This is a genomic window from Streptomyces sp. NPDC050534 (assembly GCF_044457745.1).
In the GTDB taxonomy this organism is placed as follows: Bacteria; Actinomycetota; Actinomycetes; order Streptomycetales; family Streptomycetaceae; genus Streptomyces.
Genome location: NZ_JBITHF010000013.1, coordinates 100859 through 117035, shown reverse-complemented (window position 1 = coordinate 117035; position 16177 = coordinate 100859). Strand labels below are relative to the sequence as shown.

The window sequence follows — 16177 nt, the reverse complement described above, 5'->3', positions numbered from 1 at the left end:
CCAACAGACGTCCCGTACAACGGCGTACGGAACACCGACGGCGCCCGCCCCACAAGTCCCCGACCGGACTATGGGCGGGCGCCGTCGCATATGCGCGGACGGCTACGGCACCTTGTACGTCTCCCCGTACACCCGCCACGTCAGCGGCGTGCGCAGGCTCAGGTTCCCGTCGTAGAGGAACTGCCGCTGGGCCGTGTCGACGCGGGAGGTGTCGATGCCGGCCTTCTTGGCCTTCATGGCCTTGACGCGGATGTCCAGGAAGATGTCGAGGTAGTTCTTCTCGGAGCCGCCCTGGGACGGGGTGTCCGCCTCGCGCATGGCGCGCTCGCGCAGGCCGTAGAAGCTGGTGGGGCCGGTGCCGGGGCCGTGGAAGACCATGGCGTCGTAGTAGATGAACTGGCCGAGTGTGCCGAGGCCGTCGAGCTTGGCGAGGCGGACGGCCGGGTCGAAGTAGACGCGGTCGCGTTCCTCGTCCTGCGCCTCGCGGAAGGCCGGCAGCCCGGCCTCCGCCTTCCACGCGGCCGTGAAGCCCGGGTCGAGGCCCTTGTGGGAGTCGGTGCCGTCGACCTCGCGCAGGGCGGGGAGGTACCTGGCGAGGCCGTTGCCGGGGTGGGCCCTGGTGTAGCGCTCGACCAGGGTGCGCAGGTCGTGCGTGCCGGTGCAGAAGCCGATGATGCCGGCCGTGTAGCCCTGGCCGTCGCCGATGTCCTCGATGTAGCCGTACGCGCTGCGCCAGTTCAGCGTCGAGTTCTCGGCGCTCGCGACCAGCTTCTGGGCCAGCTCCTTCTTGGCCGGGGCGGCGAGGCCGGGCGGCAGGTCGGCGATCACCTCGTCGTCCTGCGCCCGCTCCTTCTCGGCCCGGCTCTTGGCGTCCGCGGCGCCGTGCTGCGCCGCGGACACGGACGTCTTCGGGGTGCCGTCGTCGGAGTGCGCGGGTGTGAGGACGTAGACGCCCGCCGTGATGACCACGGGGAGGGCCGCGAGCAGCAGACAGCCGGCACGTTTCATGAAGCACACATTACGTGCACATCTTTCATGATTCGATCACACGGTCAGCTCCGCGACCTTCGCCATGCTCAGCACCACCAGCAGCGCCAGCAGGGCGACGCAGGTACCGGCCTGGACGAGGTTGCGGCGCTGGTCCCGGGGCGCGTAGGCGTACGCCAGTGTCACCACGCCGCCCGCCAGCAGGCCGCCGAGGTGGCCCTGCCAGGAGGTGAGGCCGGCGGAGATCAGCAGCCACAGCAGCAGGCCCGCCATGAAGCGGTTGACGGTGCTCATGTCGGCGCCGAGACGGCGGGCCATCACGTAGTACGCCGCCCCGAGCCCGAAGATCGCGCCGGAGGCGCCGAGCGTGGGGGTGTCGGGCGCGATCAGCAGGACCAGGACCGAGCCGCCGAGGGCGGACAGCAGATACAGCGTGACGTAGCGGACCCGGCCCAGCTGGCTCTCCACCACCCGGCCGATGTTCCACAGCGACACCATGTTCATCACGATGTGCAGGATCCCGAACGTCCCCTCGGCGACCGGGAGATGGAGGAAGGCGCCGGTCAGCAGCCGGTACCACTCGCCGTCGACGAGACCTTCCGCGTGGTAGTCCGAGGGGTAGTTGGCCTGCCACACGTAGTGTCCGCCGTCCGGCCCGGCGAGACCGCGGCCCAGCATCTCGAAGCGGTCCACGATCGCCGGACGCACCAACTCGCCCAGGTACGCGAGCACGTTGAGCCCGATCAGGATGTACGTCACCACGGGCACGGCCGAGATCCGGCCGCCGAAGACCGTGCGCGCCTGGCGCACCGACCGCGCGCCCTCCTGCACGCACTCCACGCACTGGTGGCCGACGGCCGCCTCACGCATGCAGTCCGGGCAGATGAAGCGGTCGCAGCGGGTGCAGCGTACGTGGGACTCGACCTTGGGATGGCGGTAGCAGGTGGTGACGGCGGACTCGGGTTCCACAGCCGGCTCCTCGGAAGGTGTGGGACGGACGGTGAGCCGGTGGGGACGGCGGCGAACAAAATAACGAACACCGGTGACGGATGGGAGAGTAGGGGCCATGGTTGCGATCAGTCTCAAGAAGGTCGAGGAGACCGCGCCCGCGCTGGTCAGCCTGTACAAGAGCGCGGGGGTCTCACTGCACCGGAACGGCATGGAGGGCGTGCGGGCCGCGGTCTACCTCGTGGTCGACTACTCCGGCTCCATGAAGCCGTACTACGACGACGGCAGTGTGCAGGCGCTCGCCGACCGGGTGCTCGGGCTGTCCGCGCATCTCGACGACGACGGACGCGTGCCGGTGGTCTTCTTCTCGACGGACGTCGACGCCGAGACCGACATCGCGCTGGCCGGCCACGAGGGCCGTATCGAGCGGATCGTGGCCGGGCTCGGGCACATGGGCAGGACCAGCTACCACCTGGCGATGGACGCCGTGATCGACCACTACCTCGACAGCGGCTCCACGGCCCCCGCCCTCGTCGTCTTCCAGACCGACGGCGGACCGATCAACAAGCCCGCCGCCGAACGGTATCTGTGCAAGGCCGCGAAGCTGCCGTTGTTCTGGCAGTTCGTGGGCTTCGGGGACCCGGGCAGCAAGCAGTTCGACTTCCTGCGCAGGCTCGACGAACTGGCGGTGCCGGACCGGCGGGTGGTGGACAACGCCGGGTTCTTCCACGCCGGTCCGGACCTCGCCGGGGTGCCCGACGGGGAGCTGTACGACCGGCTGGTCGGGGAGTTCCCGAAATGGCTGGTGGCGGCGCGGGCACAGGGGATCCTGCCGCCGTCCTGACCGCACCGTTGGCCTGGGCCAGTCCCTCGTGCCACCCTGAGGATGATCCGACGGGGAGGCGACGAACGTATGGACGGCGCACGATCGGGGAACGAAACGGCGAGCTCCGCACGGAGGGAGCCGGCCGGCGCGGGTGAGCGGGTCGCCGACTGGGCCGACGGGCGGCTGGGGCTCTACGGGCTGGCCAGGGCCAACATGCGCAAGGTCTTCCCGGACCACTGGTCCTTCATGCTCGGGGAGATCTGCCTCTACAGCTTCATCATCCTGATCCTCACCGGCATCTATCTCACCCTGTTCTTCGAGCCGAGCGGCGTCGAGGTGATCTACCACGGCTCGTACACCCCGCTCAACGGCATCTCGATGACGCGGGCCTACGAGTCCACGCTCGACATCAGCTTCGACGTGCGCGGCGGGCTGCTGATCCGGCAGATCCACCACTGGGCGGCGCTGGTCTTCGTCACCGGCATGCTGGTGCACATGATGCGGGTGTTCTTCACCGGCGCGTTCCGCAAGCCGCGCGAGATCAACTGGCTCTTCGGCTGGACCCTGCTGATGCTCGGCATCATCACCGGCCTGACCGGCTACTCGCTCCCCGACGACCTGCTGTCCGGCACGGGCATCCGCTTCGCCGACGGCGCGATCCTGTCGATCCCGATCGTCGGGACGTATCTGTCGATGTTCATGTTCGGCGGCGAGTTCCCCGGGCACGACATCATCTCGCGGCTGTTCCCGGTCCACGTCCTGCTGCTTCCCGGGATCATGCTGGGCCTGGTGGTCGCCCATCTGATCCTGGTCTTCTACCACAAGCACACGCAGTACCCGGGGCCCGGACGGGACCAGAAGACCGTGGTCGGCATGCCCTTCCTGCCGGTGTACATGGCGAAGGCGGGCGGCTTCTTCTTCCTCGTCTTCGGCGTACTGGCGATCATGGGTGGCATCGCGAGCATCAACCCGGTGTGGGCCTTCGGGCCGTACCGGCCCGACCTGGTCACCACCGGAGCCCAGCCCGACTGGTACCTCGGCTTCTCCGAGGGCCTGATCCGGGTGATGCCGGGATGGGAGATCAACATCTGGGGCCACACGCTGGTGCCCGGCGTCCTCATCCCGTTCTCCCTCTTCCCGCTGATCCTGCTCGCCCTCGGGCTGTATCCCTTCGTCGAGGCGTGGATCACCGGCGACAGGCGTGAGCAGCACATCCTGGACCGGCCGCGCAACGTGCCCGTCCGCACCGGCCTGGGCGTGGCCTGGCTGACCCTGTACGCGGTGCTGCTGATCGGCGGCGGCAACGACATCGTGGCCACGCAGCTGCATCTGTCCATCAACGCGATCACCTGGTTCGTGCGGATCGCGTTCTTCCTGGGGCCGGTGGCCGCGTTCGTGATCACCAAGCGGGTCTGCATGGGTCTTCAGCGCCGGGACCGGGACAAGGTGCTGCACGGCAGGGAGAGCGGCACGATCAGGCGGCTGCCGCACGGCGAGTTCGTCGAGGTCCACGAACCCCTCGCGCAGGACGAGCTGTTCACGCTCACCCAGCACGAGCAGAATCCGCCGTACGAGATCGGTCCGCGGGTCGATGCCAACGGCGTGCGGCGGCCGGTCGCGATCTCCCAGCGGGTGCGGGCGCAGCTGGCCCGGGCCATGTTCGGCTCGGACTCGCGCATCCCGAAGCCGACGGCGGAGGAGTACCGCGAGCTCACCAGCGGCGATCACCACCACTGACCACGACGTCCCGGCACTCCTGGGGCGCGCCCCAGGCGCTGCGCAGAGCGCGGGCCTTGGTCAGCCACAGGGACAGGTCGTACTCGGCGGTGTACCCGATCGCGCCGTGCAGCTGCAGCGCGGCACGGGCCGTGGCGTACGCCGCCTCGCACGCGGTGACCTTGGCGGCGGCGATGTCGGCGGGTGCGAGGGTCGACGCTGCGCCGAGGAGAACCGGCCGCGCGAACTCCAACGCGATCTTCGCGTCGGCCAGGCGATGCTTGACGGCCTGGAACGAGCCTATGGGGACGCCGAACTGGGTGCGCTGCCCGACATACGCGACGGTGCGGTCCAGGAGGGCGAGACCGACGCCCAGGGCCTGGGCGGCGGTGGTGAGGCGGGCGTAGGCCAGGGCCTGCCCGCTGGACGGCGCGGCGGCGAGCAACTCCCCGCCCGGCGCCAGGGGAGCGAGCCGGCGGGCCGGGTCGAGCGACGTCCGCAGCGGGCCGTGACCGGGGGCTAGCCGCACGCCGTCGGGCGTCAGGGAGAGCCGGGTGGCCGCCACGTCCGCATCCAGTGCGTACGACCCTTCGGGCGCCAGCGTCACCATCGCCTCGCCCGACGCCAGCGGCGGGAGCAGACCTTTGGCGGCCGGGCCCGGTTCGGTGAACAGGGCCGCCGCTGCGACCGTCTCCACCAGGGGGCCCGGCACCGCGTGCCGTCCCAACTCGACGAAGGCGAGGACGAGTTCGACGGGGCGAACGCCCACGCCGCCGTACTCCTCCGGGACCGCGAGCGAGAAGACGCCCGCCTCGGCGACACGGGACCACAGCGCGCGCCCGCTCGCGTGGTCGCCGTGGCTCCAGTCCCGGACGACCGACGGAGTGTCCGCCGCCGTGAGCATCGAGTCCAGCGAGTCGGCGAAGGCCCGCTGTTCGGCGTCGAGCGAGAAGCGCATCAGGGACGTTCCTTTCCGGCCCTCGGGGCGCCTTCGGGCGCCCCGCGCATCAGCGGCGTCCCTTCGGCAGGCCCAGCAGGCGCTCGGCGATGATGTCGCGCTGGATCTCGTTGGTGCCCGCGTAGACGGGGCCCGCGAGGGAGAAGACGTAGCCCTCGGACCAGTCCGTGTCCGCCAACTCGCCGTCCCCGTCCAGCAGATCGAGCGCCGTCTCGTGCAGGGCGAGGTCCAGCTCCGACCAGAAGACCTTGTTCAGGCTGGACTCCGGGCCGAGTCTGCCGCCCTCCAGGAAGCGGGAGGCGGCCGCGTAGGTGAAGAGCTGGTAGGCGCGGGCGCCGATCAGGGCGTCGGCCACGCGGTCGCGTGCGTGCTGCGGGCAGCCCCGCTCCGTCCAGAGTCCGCGCAGGCGGCCGGCGGCGGCGAGGAAGCGGCCGGGGGCGCGCAGCATCAGCCCCCGCTCGTTGCCCGCCGCCGACATGGCGATGCGCCAGCCCTCGCCGGGGGTGCCGATCACGTCCTCGTCCGGTACGAACACCCCGTCCAGGAACAGCTCCGCGAACGCCGGCTTCCCGTCGAGGCGGCCGATCGGCCGGACCGTGACGCCGGGGGCGCGCAGGTCGAACATCAGGTAGGTCAGGCCCTGGTGGGGCTTCGGCAGGCCGGGCTCGCTGCGGAAGAGGCCGAAGGCCCGGTCCGCGAAGGCGGCCCGCGAGGACCACGTCTTCTGCCCGCTCAGCAGCCAGCCGCCGTCCGAGCGCACCGCCCTGGACCGCAGCGACGCCAGGTCCGAGCCCGCCTCCGGCTCCGACCACGCCTGCGCCCAGACGACGTCGCCGGTGGCCATGGGCGGCAGCACCCGCGCCCGCTGCTCCGCCGTGCCGTGGTCGAAGAGGGTCGGCGCGAGCAGACTGATCCCGTTCTGCCCGACCCGCCCCGGCGCGCCCGCCGCCCAGTACTCCTCCTCGAAGATCAGCCAGCGGATCAGCCCGGCGTCCCTGCCGCCGTACGCCTCCGGCCAGTTGACGACCGACCAGCGGTCCGCGGCCAGCTCCGCCTCCCATGCGCGGTGCGCCGCGAAGCCCTCCGCGGTCTCCAGCGACGGCAGGGGAGCGGTGCGCACACGGGCCGCGAGCCAGTCCCTGGCCTCGGCGCGGAAGGCCTCCTCTTCCTGCGTGAAGGCGAGATCCATCGGCGGCCATCCTTCCCTAACAAGTGTTTGGTAGGTTAGCGTGGTGTCATGACAGCCGTCGAGAGCCCTGTGTACGAACCGGGACACGGGCTGCTGAAGGGGCGGACCGCCGTCATCACCGCGGCCGCCGGCGCGGGCATCGGCGGCGCGACCGCACGGCGCTTCCTGGAGGAGGGTGCGCGCGTGCTGATCAGCGACGCGCACACACGGCGGCTGAAGGAGCACGAGGCGGAGCTGGCGGGCGAGTTCGGGGCGTCGTCGGTGGCGGCGCTGCCCTGCGACGTCACCGACGAGAGCCAGGTGCGTGCGCTGTTCGAGACGGCCGCAGAGGCGCACGGGCGGCTGGACGTGGTGGTCAACAACGCGGGCCTGGGCGGCACTTCGGACCTCGCCGACATGACCGACGAGCAGTGGACCCGCGTCCTGGACGTGACGCTGAACGGCACCTTCCGCTGCACCCGGGCGGCACTGCGACTGTTGCGGGCGGACGGCCGCGGCGGAGTGATCGTCAACAACGCCTCCGTGGTCGGCTGGCGCGCCCAGGCCGGGCAGGCGCACTACGCCGCCGCGAAGGCGGGCGTGATGGCGCTGACCCGGTGCGCGGCGATGGAGGCCGCCGAATACGGCGTGCGGGTCAACGCCGTCTCGCCGAGCCTCGCCATGCATCCGCACCTGGTGAAGGTGACGACGCCCGAGCTGCTGGAGGAGCTCACCGCGCGCGAGGCCTTCGGGCGGTACGCCGAGCCCTGGGAGGTGGCCAACGTGATCGTGTTCCTGGCGTCCGGCTACTCCTCGTACATGACGGGGGAAGTCGTCTCCGTCAGCAGCCGGCACCCCTGAGGACCGGAGCAGACCACAATGGAACCGTGCCGACCAAGAAGAAGCCCCAGGTGACCGCCGCCCCCGCCAGGCGCCGTGAACTCCTCGACACCGCCGCCGAGGTCTTCGCCGAGCAGGGCTACAACGCCACCACCGTACGCAAGATCGCGGACCACGCGGGCATGCTCGCGGGCAGCCTCTACTACCACTTCGACTCCAAGGAATCGATGCTGGAGGAGATCCTGCGCACCTTCCTGGACGAGCTCTGGGGCGGCTACGACGCCGTCCTGGAGGCCGAGTCGGGGCCGCGGGAGACCCTGGAGGCCCTGGTCACCGAGTCGTTCCGGGAGATCGACCGGCACCGCGCCGCCGTCGCGATCTACCAGAAGGAGAGCAAGCAGCTGGTCGCGCAGGAGCGGTTCGCGTTTCTCGCCGAGTCGCAGCGCAGGTTCGAGAAGGCGTGGCTGTCCACGCTGGAGCGCGGGGTCGCCGCCCAGGTCTTCCGTGCCGACCTCGACGTCCGGCTCACCTACCGTTTCGTGCGCGACACCGTGTGGGTGGCCGCGTCCTGGTACCGGCCGGGCGGACAGCACAGCCCGGAGGAGATCGCCCGGCAGTACCTGTCGATGGTGCTGGACGGGATCGCCGTACGCGCATAGTCCTTTCTGCTGAGGGAGTCGCCATGGCCGAGGCCTACATCGTCGAAGCGGTCCGCACGCCCGTCGGACGGCGCGGAGGCGGGCTGAGCGGGGTCCACCCGGCCGATCTCGGTGCGCATGTGCTGGGGGAGCTGGTCGCGCGCGCGGGCGTGGACCCGGCGGCCGTCGAGGACGTCGTGTTCGGCTGTCTGGACGCGGTGGGACCGCAGGCCGGGGACATCGCGCGGACCTGCTGGCTGGCGGCCGGACTGCCCGAGGAGGTACCGGGCGTGACGGTCGACCGGCAGTGCGGCTCCTCGCAGCAGGCCGTGCACTTCGCGGCGCAGGGCGTGCTGTCCGGCACGCAGGACCTGGTGGTCGCGGGCGGCGTGCAGAACATGTCGCAGATCCCGATCGCCTTCGCCACCCGCCAGGCCGCCGAGCCGCTGGGCTTCACGCAGGGGCCGTTCGCGGGCAGCGAGGGCTGGCGCGCGCGGTACGGGGACCGGCCCGTGAACCAGTTCGCCGGGGCCGAGATGATCGCCGCGAAATGGGGCATCACCCGGCAGGACCAGGAGGAGTTCGCGCTGCGCTCCCACCGGCGGGCGCTGAGGGCCATCGACGAGGGCCGCTTCGAGCGGGAGACCGTCGCGTACGGCGAGGTCGGTGTCGACGAGGGGCCGCGCCGGGACACCTCCCTGGAGAAGATGGCCGGGCTGAGGCCGGTCCTCGACGGTGGCACCATCACCGCCGCCTGCTCCTCGCAGGTCTCCGACGGGGCGGCGGCGATGCTGCTCGCCTCGGAGCGGGCGGTGCGCGAGCACGGGCTCACGCCACGCGCACGCGTGCACCACCTCTCCGTACGCGGCGAGGACCCGATCCGGATGCTCTCCGCGCCGATACCGGCCACCGCCCACGCCCTGAAGAAGACCGGCCTGAGCATCGACGACATCGACCTCGTCGAGATCAACGAGGCCTTCGCGCCGGTCGTCCTCGCCTGGCTGAAGGAGACCGGCGCCGACCCGGAGAGGGTCAACGTCAACGGCGGCGCGATCGCACTCGGCCATCCGCTCGGCGCGACCGGCACCAGGCTGATGACGACCCTCCTGCACGAACTGGAGCGCACCGGCGGCCGGTTGGGCCTTCAGACGATGTGCGAAGGCGGTGGCCAGGCCAACGTCACGATCATCGAGCGGTTGTGAGACGGCGACGAGACCGTACGGCGGCGGCCGCGGGCGTCAGCGGCCCAGGGGCTCAGCGGCGCGGGCGTCAGCGGCCGAGGGCGAAGCCCAGCAGCACGCCCGCCGACACCTCCACCATGCCCGGCGCCAGATCGCCCGACGAGTTGCCGCCCCCGCCGCCGTGGCCGCGGTACTGGCGGAACTCGTACGACTCCGAGTCGACGTCCTGGATGTGCACCACCGGACCGATCCGCGCCCCGGCCGCCTCGGTGTAGACCTCCGCCTTGCGCCGGGCGGCCGCCACCGCCTTGCGCCGCGCCTCGTCCCGCAGTGCCGGCTTGTCGTGCACGTCGAACTCGACGCTCTCGATCTGGTGCGCCCCGGCGTCGACGGCGTCCACGATCAGCTGCTGGAGGTCGTCGAGCGCCTCGGTCTCGATGACGTACGAGGCCCGGCAGCGGTAGCCGAGGAACTTCCGCTCGCCGCCGTAACCGTCGTAGTCCGAGCTGAGTTTGAGCCGCGAGCCCGACACCGACGCGTCCGGTATCTCGTGCCCGCGCAGCACCTCGCGCAGCCGTGCCACGGCCGCGCCCGCCTCCTGGAACGCCTTGTCCGGCAGGGGTTCCAGTACATCCACCGTCAACTTCACCCGGACGAGCTGCGGTTCGACCCGCACGCTGCCCGCACCGAAAACACTGAGGCCCCAGGGCTCTTTGATCGTCTCCGTCATGCGCGCATTGAAGCACCGCCCGCGGACAGCGCGCCCACGATTTCCGCCGCTTGCGCCATCATCCTGTTCACCAGTTCCGCACACGAGGGCAGGTCCTCGATGACTCCCGCGACCTGTCCCGACGCCATCACCCCGAGGTCCCAACGGCCGTCCACCATGGCCGACTTGAGCAGCATCGGGGTGTTCGCGGCGAGCAGGACCTGGCTCCAGGACAGCTCCTTGCCGTGCCGCAGGGCGAGTCCTTCGCGCACCATCTGCCGCCAGGTGAGGCCCGAGAGCTTCCGGAACCCCGCCGCCCGGCGCACGGCGCGCATCAGGGTCCTCGTGCGGCCGGAGTTCTCCAGCGAGTTCACCAGGTCCGTGCGGAGCATGCGGTGCGGCAGCCCGTCCACCGCCGTCGTCACGGTGACGTCCTTGACCGTCGCCGCCAGATACCGCGCCTTCACCGCGTCCGGGACCGTCGAGTCCGAGGTGAGCAGGAACCGCGTGCCCATCGCGACGCCCGCCGCCCCGTACGCCAGGGCCGCGACCAGGCCCCGTCCGTCGAAGAAGCCGCCCGCCGCCACGACCGGTATCCGCACCGCGTCCACCACCTGCGGCAGCAGGACGGTCGTGGCGACCTCGCCGGTGTGGCCTCCGCCCTCGCCGCCCTGCACGATCACGGCGTCGGCGCCCCAGGCCGCGACCTTCTCGGCGTGCCGCCGGGCGCCGACGGAGGGGATGACCACCACGCCCGCCTCCTTCAGCTCCGCGATCAGCTCGGGGGAGGGGGCGAGCGCGAAGGACGCCACCCGTACGCCCTCCTCGATCATGATGCGCACCCGGTCGCCGGCGTCCGAGGCGTCGGCGCGGAGATTGACTCCGAAGGGCGCGTCGGTGCGGGACCTGATCTCCCGGATCGCCGCGCGCAGCCGGTCGGGGGTCATGGTCGCGGAGGCCAGGATGCCGAGGGCGCCCGCGTTCGCCGTCGCGGAGACCAGGCGCGGTCCCGCCACCCAGCCCATTCCCGTCTGCACGATCGGGTGCCGCACGCCGACCAGGCGGGTGAGCGCGGTCTCCATCACGAACCGGCCTTTCGGGTGTGGGTGGTGTTCGGGGCGATGACGTGGCGGACGTCGCGTGGTTCCGGGGTCGTGGCCGCTGTGGCCGGGATGCCTTGTGTGCCCGCGTTCGCCGTCGCGGGGACCGGGCGCGGTCCCGCCTCCCTCACGAACCGACCTCCCTGTCCCGGGTGTTGCCGGGGTCGATCACCTCGCGGACGAGGCGCAGCTCCTCGGCCGTGGGTTCGCGGGTCGCCGGGACCTCGTCCGGTACGGCCAGGTCGAAGGAGGTCGCCTCCCTGACCTGCTCCACCGTGACGCCGGGGTGCAGGGAGGCCAGCCGCATCGAGCGGTCGGGCGTGGCGAAGTCGAAGACGCCCAGGTCGGAGACGACCCGCGGGATGCGGTGGTAGCGCGCCCCGTCCGCGTGGTCGTAGCCGACTCCGCACACCATGTCGACCCGCTCGACGAAGACCCGCCGGGAGTGCCTGGGGACCCAGTAACTGGTCGGATTGTTCAGCGTGTTCACCGGCGCGCCCCGCACGCCCAGCAGCTGCCTCTTGGGCCGAGCCCAGTCGCCGATGCACGAGATGTTCTGGTTGCCGAACCGGTCGATCTGGCTCGCGCCCATCATCACGTGCCGCCGGCCACCGGTGACCAGGGCGAGGTGCCGGCGGTAGGGCAGCCAGCCCTCGGCCGTCCCGTCCGGGCGGACGAGCAGTGCCTCGCCGTCGGTCAGCAGCAGATCCGGCGCGAAGGTGAGCCGGGCCAGCCGGGCGCCGACCGAGGGGATCAGGCCCATGGGGCTGGCCAGCACCTCGCCGTTGTCCCGCCAGGTCTCGGCGCAGGCGATCACGCAGTACTCGGCGCGGGTGGGCGGAGCAAGAGGGGCGCGGGTGTCGGTCATGATCCGGCCCCCTCGGGCGAGGTGAGGTACCGCTCGGCGAACTCCGGCCAGGGGGTGGTCGCGTACTCCCGTTGCGCCGCCTCGTCCCGGCCGTAGTCGGGAGCGCAGGAGGTGAAGTGCGCGCCGTTCGGGGCCTCCACGACGCCGGTCACCGTGTGCCGCTGGACGAGCAGCGTGTGGGGCGCCGCCTCCTTCGTCAACTCGGCCGTGTCGACGATCCGTTCGCAGCTGACGTACGCGGCGTCCGCCGCCTCGCAGAACAGGTCGTCGAAGTACGGGTCCGGGCCCAGATACTGCCCGTTGCCCAGCCGGTCGGCGCGGTTGACGTGCACCAGGGCCGCGTCGAGGCGCAGGGCGGGCACCGCCACGAACGTCTCCCCGTCCTCGTACGGCGAAGTGACCGTCCGCAGGCCGGGGTTGACCCGCATCACGTCCGAGCCGATCCCGGCCCGCACCGGCAGGAACGGCAGCCGGTTGGCCGCCGCGTGCAGCCCCCACATGAACATCGCCTCGTCGAGCTCCGTCAGCTCGAAGGCGCCGGACTCCCGGGCTGCGCGGTAGCGCGGTTCGAGAGGGATCGAGTCGAGGGTGACGAAGGGGGCGACCAGCTTCCGGATCCGGCCGGCGGCCGCGAGCATGCCGACGTCGGGGCCGCCGTAGGAGACCACCGTGAGGTCCGTGACGCCGGACCGCAGCAGTGCTTTGACCAGGGCCATGGGCTTGCGGCGCGAGCCCCAGCCGCCGATGCCGAGCGTCATGCCGCTCTCCAGCCGGGAGACGGCCTGCTCGGCGGTCATCGTCTTGTCGCTCACCGCACGCCCTCCTTCCCGAAGCCGTCCCGCACCCGGTCGGCGACCCCGAGCGTGCTCGCCTCGTAGGTGAAGCCCTGCTCGAAGCGGTAGCTGCGGCGCACGTCGACCGGGTCGATGCCGTTGATGGCGGCCTTGGCCAGCCGCACCAGCTCGCCGTCCTTGGTGGCTATCTCCCGCGCCAACTCCATTGCGGCCGTGTGCAGTTCCTCGCGCGGGACCACCCGCCACACCGAGCCGTGCCGGTGCAGCTCGGCCGCGCTCACGGTGCCGGAGGTGTAGTACAGCGCGCGCATCAGGTGCTGCGGGACCAGGCGGGCCAGATGCGTGGCCGCGCCCAGGGCGCCCCGGTCCAGCTCGGGCAGGCCGAAGACGGCGTCCTCGCTGGCCACGATCACGTCCGCGTTGCCCACCAGGCCGATGCCGCCGCCCAGGCAGAAGCCCTGCACCGCCGCCACGACGGGCACCGCGCACTCGTACACCGCCGCGAACGCCTCGTAGCAGCCGCGGTTGGCGCCGACCAGGGCGCTCTGCCCCTTGGCCTGTATCTCCTTGATGTCCACGCCCGCGTTGAACCCCCGCCCCGCCGCGGTCAGCACCACGCACCGCACCCGCGGGTCGCGGCCGGACGCGCGCACGGCGTCGGCCAGGGCGTACCAGCCGTCCACCGGCAGCGCGTTCACCGGGGGGAAGTCGACCGTCACGACGGCGATTCCATTCTTTTCGGGCCCGTTTTCCGGGGACGAGGTGGAGACACTCATGGGCGCATCAGCTACCTTTCCACCAAACGTTTGTTAGGTGAAGGGTAGCCGCGCATGGGACTGAACGGGAAGGTCGCGGTCGTCACCGGCGGTACCCGCGGCGTCGGGGCGGGGGTCGCGAGGGCCTTCGCCGAGGCCGGTGCCGACGTCGTGACGTGCGCGCGCAGACCGCCCCAAGTGCCGCTCAAGGGAACGGACTTCTTTTCGGTCGACCTGCGCGATCCGGAGGCGGTGGCCGCCTTCTTCGCCCGACTGCCGCGGGTCGACGTGCTGGTGAACAACGCGGGCGGCGCTCCGTACCGCCGCCTCGACCGGGCCGGGGCCGAATGGCACGCCCGGGTCATGGAGCTCAACCTCATCACCCCGCTGACGGCCTCGCTCGCCGCGTACGAGCAACTGCGGCGCGCCGGAGGGTCGGTGGTGATGATCGGCAGCGTGAGCGGCACCCGCCCCTCTCCCGGCACGGCGGCCTACGGCGCGGCGAAGGCGGGCCTGGAGAACCTCGCCACCTCGATGGCCGTGGAGTGGGCGCCGGAGGTCCGGGTCAACACCCTCGTCGTCGGCATGGTCCGCACCGAGCTGTCCGCTCTGCACTACGGCGACGAGGACGGCGTCGAGGCCGTCTCGCGCACGGTGCCGCTCGGCCGGATGGCCACGCCCGCCGACGTCGGCGCCGCCGCCGTCTTCCTCGCCTCGGACTCGGCCGCCTACATCAGTGGGGCGAGCCTGCTCGTGCACGGGGGCGGGGAGCGGCCGGCCTTCCTCGATGCGGCAACCGCCAACAAGGAGGCGTGAGATGAACGGAATCTGCGACGGGCGGGTGGTCGTCGTCACCGGTGCCGGGCGCGGCCTCGGACGGGCGCACGCGCTCGCGTTCGCGGCGGAAGGGGCGCGGGTCGTGGTGAACGACCTGGGTGTGGGGCTGGACGGCGCGCCCGGCACGGACAGCCCGGCCGGGCAGGTCGTGGACGAGATCCGCGCGGCGGGCGGCGAGGCGGTCGCGCACGGCGGCGACATCGCGACCACCGAAGGGGCGGCGTCCCTGATCGCGGCCGCCCTGGAGGCGTACGGCCGCCTCGACACCCTCGTCTGCAACGCGGGCTTCCTGCGCGACCGGATGCTGGCCAACCTCGACGAGGACGACTGGGACGCCGTGATGCGCGTGCACCTCAAGGGCCACTTCCTGCCGCTCAGGCACGCCGCCGCGCACTGGCGCTCGGAGGCGAAGGCGGGCCGCACCCCGACGGCGAGGGTCGTCAACACCAGCAGCGGAGCAGGTCTGCTGGGGTCGGTGGGGCAGGGGAACTACAGCGCCGCGAAGGCGGGCATCGTCGGGCTGACACTGGTCGCGGCGGCCGAACTCGCCCGCTACGGCGTCCAGGTCAACGCGATCGCGCCCGCGGCCCGGACCCGGATGACGGAACGCACCTTCGCCGGGACGATGGCGGCACCGGCCACGGGCTTCGACGCGATGGCCCCCGGGAACGTCTCCCCCCTCGTCGTCTGGCTCGGCTCCGCCGCGAGTGCCGGCGTGACCGGCCGCGTCTTCGAGGCGGAGGGCGGCCGGATCACGGTCATGGAGGGCTGGCGCCCCGGCCCGAGCGCCGACAAGGGCGCCCGGTGGAGCCCGGCGGAGGCGGGGGAGGCGGCCCTGAAACTCCTCGCGGAGGCGGAGGCGCCGGGCGCGGTGTACGGGGCCTGAGAGCGGCCCTCAGCGCCTGCAAGGGGGCGGCGGCCCCCGTGCCTGGCGCCGGCCCCGGCCGACTACGTGTCGCACTCCAGCACGGTCCGGCACAACCCGCACCGCGCGCGCACGCGCCCCCGCACGGGCACCCGGATCCGCTGATGGCAGGTGGGGCAGGGGAACGACACCCGCAGCGGCCCCCGCCCGTCCGGGCTGAACGAATAGGGCACACCGGGGTGCGACGCGGGGGCGTGCTGGTCCTGGGCGTGCCGGCGATCGCGGGCGTAGCGCCGCCGCCCCGCCCAGCCAGCCGCCGTCAGCGGGGGCTGCTGCCCGTCGTGGCGGGCCTTGGCCATGCCGCGGTTGTAGGCCTCGTAGGCCTGCGGGCTGGTGAACCAGATCGACGGGTCCTCGTCGAAGATCAGCGCCCGTTTCGCCAGGACGTAGCCGAACTCCTCGGGTGTCAGATAGCCGAGCTTCTGGGAGGACGCCGAGTCCTCGCGGTAGGCGTCCAGCAGCAGCCAGCCCGCCCCCAGGTAGGTCGTCGCCGTGTCCGTGAGGATCTCGTTGTCGCGGGTGCCGGGGAACGACAGGTCCAGACGGTGCAGATAGACGTGCATGATCTCGTGGGCCAGCGCGGCCCCGATGTCGCGGCGATGGGTGCGGAAGCGGTCGTTCAGCTCGACGAAGTACTCGGGGCCCGCGGCGAGTTCGATGTTCGCCGCGTGCTCCATCTCCCGGAAGCTGACGATCAGGCGGGCGTCCGGGAGGCGGTAGTGCCGCACGAGTTCGCGGGCCACCCGCTGGGCGCCCAGATAGATGTCGTCCGTGTCGACGAAGGCCACGTCGGCGGGGGCGACGCTGCTGGAGAACGTCTGGATCGTGTCGTACGACAACCGCCTGTAGAGCGCGGTGATGGCGTCCCGCACCTTCTCCAGGTGTGGGAAGCCGTGCTCGACCGGTCCGCCGTTCGCCACGCCTGAC

Annotated in this window: 17 protein-coding genes; 7 read left to right on the top strand and 10 right to left on the bottom strand. The window is 71.8% G+C overall.

The window, feature by feature from the left end:
• Positions 1-102: 102 nt before the first annotated feature.
• The gene (locus ACIBN2_RS35920) at positions 103-1008 is read right to left on the bottom strand and encodes a chitosanase (RefSeq protein WP_399140828.1); all 906 of its coding nucleotides are present in this window, start codon (positions 1006-1008) and stop codon (positions 103-105) included.
• A gap of 36 nt (positions 1009-1044) precedes the next feature.
• A complete protein-coding gene (locus ACIBN2_RS35915; protein ID WP_399140826.1) occupies positions 1045-1956 on the bottom strand; it encodes a rhomboid family intramembrane serine protease in 912 nt (303 codons plus the stop codon).
• Positions 1957-2053: 97 nt separating this feature from the next.
• On the opposite strand from ACIBN2_RS35915, the gene ACIBN2_RS35910 reads away from it, so the two are divergent.
• Together ACIBN2_RS35910 and ACIBN2_RS35905 are read left to right on the top strand one after the other, a co-directional pair.
• The gene (locus ACIBN2_RS35910; protein WP_399140824.1) at positions 2054-2779 is read left to right on the top strand and encodes a vWA domain-containing protein; all 726 of its coding nucleotides are present in this window, start codon (positions 2054-2056) and stop codon (positions 2777-2779) included.
• Between the two features lie 69 nt (positions 2780-2848).
• Positions 2849-4498: a cytochrome bc complex cytochrome b subunit gene (locus ACIBN2_RS35905; protein ID WP_399140822.1), complete on the top strand. Its 1650-nt coding sequence runs from the start codon at positions 2849-2851 to the stop codon at positions 4496-4498.
• Here ACIBN2_RS35905 and ACIBN2_RS35900 read toward each other — a convergent pair.
• Together ACIBN2_RS35900 and ACIBN2_RS35895 are read right to left on the bottom strand one after the other, a co-directional pair.
• Positions 4473-5435: an acyl-CoA dehydrogenase family protein gene (locus tag ACIBN2_RS35900; protein ID WP_399140820.1), complete on the bottom strand. Its 963-nt coding sequence runs from the start codon at positions 5433-5435 to the stop codon at positions 4473-4475. The genes ACIBN2_RS35905 and ACIBN2_RS35900 overlap by 26 nt on opposite strands.
• A gap of 49 nt (positions 5436-5484) precedes the next feature.
• Positions 5485-6624, bottom strand: coding sequence for an acyl-CoA dehydrogenase family protein (locus ACIBN2_RS35895; protein WP_399140819.1), 1140 nt, complete (start codon positions 6622-6624; stop codon positions 5485-5487).
• A gap of 48 nt (positions 6625-6672) precedes the next feature.
• Here ACIBN2_RS35895 and ACIBN2_RS35890 point away from each other — a divergent pair, with 48 nt between their 5' ends.
• The 3 genes from ACIBN2_RS35890 to ACIBN2_RS35880 are packed head-to-tail and all read left to right on the top strand — an operon-like array spanning position 6673 to position 9283.
• Complete coding sequence (locus ACIBN2_RS35890) at positions 6673-7464, top strand: SDR family oxidoreductase (RefSeq protein ID WP_399140817.1); 792 nt, start codon at positions 6673-6675, stop codon at positions 7462-7464.
• A 26-nt stretch (positions 7465-7490) separates the two neighbouring features.
• The gene (locus ACIBN2_RS35885; RefSeq protein WP_399140816.1) at positions 7491-8102 is read left to right on the top strand and encodes a TetR/AcrR family transcriptional regulator; all 612 of its coding nucleotides are present in this window, start codon (positions 7491-7493) and stop codon (positions 8100-8102) included.
• Between the two features lie 23 nt (positions 8103-8125).
• On the top strand, positions 8126-9283 hold the full coding sequence (locus ACIBN2_RS35880; RefSeq protein WP_399140814.1) for an acetyl-CoA C-acetyltransferase: 1158 nt from the start codon (positions 8126-8128) through the stop codon (positions 9281-9283).
• A 67-nt stretch (positions 9284-9350) separates the two neighbouring features.
• On the opposite strand, the gene ACIBN2_RS35875 is transcribed toward ACIBN2_RS35880, so the two are convergent.
• The 5 genes from ACIBN2_RS35875 to ACIBN2_RS35855 form a co-directional block, all read right to left on the bottom strand.
• Positions 9351-9992: an SIMPL domain-containing protein gene (locus ACIBN2_RS35875; RefSeq protein WP_399140813.1), complete on the bottom strand. Its 642-nt coding sequence runs from the start codon at positions 9990-9992 to the stop codon at positions 9351-9353.
• On the bottom strand, positions 9989-11053 hold the full coding sequence (locus ACIBN2_RS35870) for an NAD(P)H-dependent flavin oxidoreductase (protein WP_399141040.1): 1065 nt from the start codon (positions 11051-11053) through the stop codon (positions 9989-9991). The genes ACIBN2_RS35875 and ACIBN2_RS35870 overlap by 4 nt, the downstream gene beginning before the upstream one ends.
• A 145-nt stretch (positions 11054-11198) precedes the next feature.
• Entirely contained in the window at positions 11199-11939 is a 741-nt protein-coding gene (locus tag ACIBN2_RS35865) for a CoA-transferase subunit beta (protein ID WP_399140811.1), read from the bottom strand.
• Complete coding sequence (locus ACIBN2_RS35860; protein ID WP_399140810.1) at positions 11936-12751, bottom strand: CoA transferase subunit A; 816 nt, start codon at positions 12749-12751, stop codon at positions 11936-11938. Before ACIBN2_RS35860 ends, ACIBN2_RS35865 begins: the two co-directional genes overlap by 4 nt.
• Positions 12748-13509 (bottom strand): enoyl-CoA hydratase family protein, encoded by a 762-nt coding sequence (locus ACIBN2_RS35855; protein ID WP_399140808.1) that lies wholly within the window; start codon positions 13507-13509, stop codon positions 12748-12750. Before ACIBN2_RS35855 ends, ACIBN2_RS35860 begins: the two co-directional genes overlap by 4 nt.
• A gap of 54 nt (positions 13510-13563) precedes the next feature.
• Between ACIBN2_RS35855 and ACIBN2_RS35850 the strand changes: the two genes are divergently transcribed.
• Positions 13564-14304 carry an SDR family oxidoreductase gene (locus ACIBN2_RS35850; protein WP_399140807.1) on the top strand — a complete coding sequence of 247 codons (741 nt, stop codon included), beginning with the start codon at positions 13564-13566 and terminating at the stop codon, positions 14302-14304.
• Between the two features lies 1 nt (position 14305).
• On the top strand, positions 14306-15211 hold the full coding sequence (locus ACIBN2_RS35845; protein ID WP_399140805.1) for an SDR family oxidoreductase: 906 nt from the start codon (positions 14306-14308) through the stop codon (positions 15209-15211).
• A 62-nt stretch (positions 15212-15273) separates the two neighbouring features.
• Here ACIBN2_RS35845 and ACIBN2_RS35840 read toward each other — a convergent pair whose 3' ends face one another.
• Positions 15274-16170 (bottom strand): hypothetical protein, encoded by an 897-nt coding sequence (locus ACIBN2_RS35840; RefSeq protein WP_399141038.1) that lies wholly within the window; start codon positions 16168-16170, stop codon positions 15274-15276.
• Positions 16171-16177: the final 7 nt, after the last annotated feature.

Bases quoted from the DNA above. Each gene is read 5' to 3' on its own strand.
- ACIBN2_RS35920 (WP_399140828.1), bottom strand. From the start codon at position 1,008: ATGAAACGTGCCGGCTGTCTGCTGCTCGCGGCCCTCCCCGTGGTCATC.
- ACIBN2_RS35910 (WP_399140824.1), top strand. From the start codon at position 2,054: ATGGTTGCGATCAGTCTCAAGAAGGTCGAGGAGACCGCGCCCGCGCTG.
- ACIBN2_RS35905 (WP_399140822.1), top strand. From the start codon at position 2,849: ATGGACGGCGCACGATCGGGGAACGAAACGGCGAGCTCCGCACGGAGG.
- ACIBN2_RS35900 (WP_399140820.1), bottom strand. From the start codon at position 5,435: ATGCGCTTCTCGCTCGACGCCGAACAGCGGGCCTTCGCCGACTCGCTG.
- ACIBN2_RS35895 (WP_399140819.1), bottom strand. From the start codon at position 6,624: ATGGATCTCGCCTTCACGCAGGAAGAGGAGGCCTTCCGCGCCGAGGCC.
- ACIBN2_RS35890 (WP_399140817.1), top strand. From the start codon at position 6,673: ATGACAGCCGTCGAGAGCCCTGTGTACGAACCGGGACACGGGCTGCTG.
- ACIBN2_RS35880 (WP_399140814.1), top strand. From the start codon at position 8,126: ATGGCCGAGGCCTACATCGTCGAAGCGGTCCGCACGCCCGTCGGACGG.
- ACIBN2_RS35875 (WP_399140813.1), bottom strand. From the start codon at position 9,992: ATGACGGAGACGATCAAAGAGCCCTGGGGCCTCAGTGTTTTCGGTGCG.
- ACIBN2_RS35870 (WP_399141040.1), bottom strand. From the start codon at position 11,053: ATGGAGACCGCGCTCACCCGCCTGGTCGGCGTGCGGCACCCGATCGTG.
- ACIBN2_RS35865 (WP_399140811.1), bottom strand. From the start codon at position 11,939: ATGACCGACACCCGCGCCCCTCTTGCTCCGCCCACCCGCGCCGAGTAC.
- ACIBN2_RS35855 (WP_399140808.1), bottom strand. From the start codon at position 13,509: ATGAGTGTCTCCACCTCGTCCCCGGAAAACGGGCCCGAAAAGAATGGA.
- ACIBN2_RS35850 (WP_399140807.1), top strand. From the start codon at position 13,564: ATGGGACTGAACGGGAAGGTCGCGGTCGTCACCGGCGGTACCCGCGGC.
- ACIBN2_RS35845 (WP_399140805.1), top strand. From the start codon at position 14,306: ATGAACGGAATCTGCGACGGGCGGGTGGTCGTCGTCACCGGTGCCGGG.